2 rRNA genes are annotated in these 3,275 nt (G+C 54.0%); both read right to left on the bottom strand.

The annotated features are described in order from the left end of the window. Nucleotides 1-49: 49 nt before the first annotated feature. Nucleotides 50-165 (bottom strand): 5S ribosomal RNA (rrf, locus tag LQD11_RS15345). Nucleotides 166-269: 104 nt separating this feature from the next. Beyond that, nucleotides 270-3,155, bottom strand: a 23S ribosomal RNA gene (locus LQD11_RS15340). Nucleotides 3,156-3,275: the final 120 nt, after the last annotated feature.

Raw genomic sequence — 3,275 nt, 5'->3', positions numbered from 1 at the left:
GGCAAGAAAAAACCCCGACCGGTTTCCCGATCGGGGTTTTGGAATAGGTGCCTGGCAGTGACCTACTTTCACATGGGGAGGCCCCACACTATCATCGGCGCTGAACCGTTTCACTTCCGAGTTCGAGATGGGATCGGGTGGTTCCGGTTCGCCATGGCCGCCAGGCAAAACTGACGCCGATGCTGATCAACTCAACATCGGCAAAATCGGGAAAACATCAGGCATGTCATGTCGTTGCAACTACACACCTCAAACTGCTTGGGTGTTATATGGTCAAGCCTCACGGGCAATTAGTACGGGTTAGCTTCACACATTACTGCGCTTCCACATCCCGCCTATCAACGTCGTAGTCTTCGACGACCCTTGAGGGGCATCAAGTGCCCAGGGAGATCTCATCTTGAGGAAGGCTTCCCGCTTAGATGCTTTCAGCGGTTATCCCGTCCGTACGTAGCTACCCGGCAATGCCACTGGCGTGACAACCGGAACACCAGAGGTACGTCCACTCCGGTCCTCTCGTACTAGGAGCAGACCCTCTCAAATCTCCGACGCCCACGGCAGATAGGGACCGAACTGTCTCACGACGTTCTAAACCCAGCTCGCGTACCACTTTAAATGGCGAACAGCCATACCCTTGGGACCTGCTTCAGCCCCAGGATGTGATGAGCCGACATCGAGGTGCCAAACACCGCCGTCGATATGGACTCTTGGGCGGTATCAGCCTGTTATCCCCGGAGTACCTTTTATCCGTTGAGCGATGGCCCTTCCATTCAGAACCACCGGATCACTAAGACCTGCTTTCGCACCTGCTCGACGTGTCTGTCTCGCAGTCAAGCACCCTTGTGCCTTTGCACTCAGTGCGCGATTTCCGACCGCGCTGAGGGTACCTTCGCGCTCCTCCGTTACTCTTTGGGAGGAGACCGCCCCAGTCAAACTACCCACCACACACGGTCCCTGTCCTGGATCACAGGACGAGGTTAGAACTCCAAACATGCCAGGGTGGTATTTCAAGGTCGGCTCCACCGAAACTGGCGTTCCGGTTTCAATGCCTCCCACCTATCCTACACAAGCAGGTTCAAAGTTCAGTGTGAAGCTGTAGTAAAGGTTCACGGGGTCTTTCCGTCTAGCCGCGGGTACACTGCATCTTCACAGCGATTTCAATTTCACTGAGTCCCAGGTGGAGACAGTGCCGCCATCGTTACGCCATTCGTGCAGGTCGGAACTTACCCGACAAGGAATTTCGCTACCTTAGGACCGTTATAGTTACGGCCGCCGTTTACCGGGGCTTCGATCAAGAGCTTCGCCTTGCGGCTGACCCCATCAATTAACCTTCCGGCACCGGGCAGGCGTCACACCCTATACGTCCACTTTCGTGTTTGCAGAGTGCTGTGTTTTTAATAAACAGTCGCAGCGGCCTGGTCTCTGCGGCCCCCAGCAGCTACGGGCGCAAGGCCCTTCACCGCCAGAGGCGTACCTTCTCCCGAAGTTACGGTACCATTTTGCCTAGTTCCTTCACCTGGGTTCTCTCAAGCGCCTTGGGATTCTCACCCTGCCCACCTGTGTCGGTTTCGGGTACGGTCACACCGTGTCTGAAGCTTAGAGGCTTTTCTTGGAAGCTGAGCATCAATCACTTCGCTCCACGTGGGAGCTCGTCATCACGCCTCAGGATTGTGCCTCCGGATTTGCCTGGAAGCACTCCCTACACGCTTAAACCGGACACCAACTGCCGGCTGATCTAGCTTTCTCCGTCCCCCCATCGCAACATGGTGCGGTACAGGAATATTAACCTGTTTCCCATCGACTACGCATTTCTGCCTCGCCTTAGGGGCCGACTAACCCTGCGCCGATTGACGTTGCGCAGGAAACCTTGGGCTTTCGGCGGATGGGGTTTTCACCCATCTTATCGTTACTCATGTCAGCATTCGCACTTCCGATACCTCCAGCATGCCTTACAGCACACCTTCGCAGGCCTACGGAACGCTCCTCTACCACGCCACTTACGTGGCGTCCGCAGCTTCGGTACATGGCTTAAGCCCCGTTGAATCTTCCGCGCGGGCCGACTCGACCAGTGAGCTATTACGCTTTCTTTAAAGGATGGCTGCTTCTAAGCCAACCTCCTGGCTGTTTCTGCCTTCCCACATCGTTTCCCACTGAGCCATGATTTGGGGACCTTAGCTGGCGGTCTGGGTTGTTTCCCTCTCCACGACGGAAGTTAGCTCCCGCCGTGTGTCTCCCATGATTGCACTTCCTGGTATTCGGAGTTTGCAATGGTTTGGTAAGTCGGGATGACCCCCTAGCCATAACAGTGCTCTACCCCCAGGAGTGAGACATGAGGCGCTACCTAAATAGCTTTCGAGGAGAACCAGCTATCTCCGGGCTTGATTAGCCTTTCACTCCTATCCACAGCTCATCCCCTAATTTTTCAACATTAGTGGGTTCGGACCTCCAGTAGGAATTACCCCACCTTCATCCTGGCCATGGATAGATCGCCCGGTTTCGGGTCTAACGCAAGCGACTATGGCGCCCTATTAAGACTCGGTTTCCCTACGGCTCCCCTATACGGTTAACCTTGCCACTCACGTTAAGTCGCTGACCCATTATACAAAAGGTACGCAGTCACCCATAAAGGGCTCCCACTGCTTGTACGCACACGGTTTCAGGTTCTATTTCACTCCCCTCTCCGGGGTTCTTTTCGCCTTTCCCTCACGGTACTGGTTCACTATCGGTCGGTAGGGAGTATTTAGCCTTGGAGGATGGTCCCCCCATGTTCAGACAGGATTTCACGTGTCCCGCCCTACTCACTTTTCATCGACAAGATCTTTTCGTGTACGGGGCTATCACCCTGTATCGCCGGACTTTCCAGACCGTTCCACTAAAATCAAGCCAACTTTTGGGCTGTTCCGCTTTCGCTCGCCACTACTGACGGAATCTCGGTTGATTTCTTTTCCTTCGGGTACTTAGATGTTTCAGTTCCCCGAGTATCGCCTCTGCACCCTATGTATTCAGATGCAGATACCTCAAAAGAGGTGGGTTTCCCCATTCGGAAATCCCCGGATCAACGCTTGTTTGTCAGCTCCCCGAGGCTTATCGCAGACTACCACGTCCTTCTTCGCCTCCTACCGCCTAGGCATCCACCGTGTGCGCTTAACCGCTTGACCATATAACCCCAAAAAGTCTGAGATTAATGGCGCAGTTGCTCATGCGACATGACATTTGAGAGAACTAAACTACATTTACTCTCGCCTAGATGTTTTCCCGAATTGTTAAATAACTTCACC

The organism is Ectothiorhodospira shaposhnikovii (assembly GCF_022227765.1).
Lineage (GTDB): Bacteria > Pseudomonadota > Gammaproteobacteria > Ectothiorhodospirales > Ectothiorhodospiraceae > Ectothiorhodospira.
This window is presented reverse-complemented; position numbering and strand designations above follow the sequence as displayed.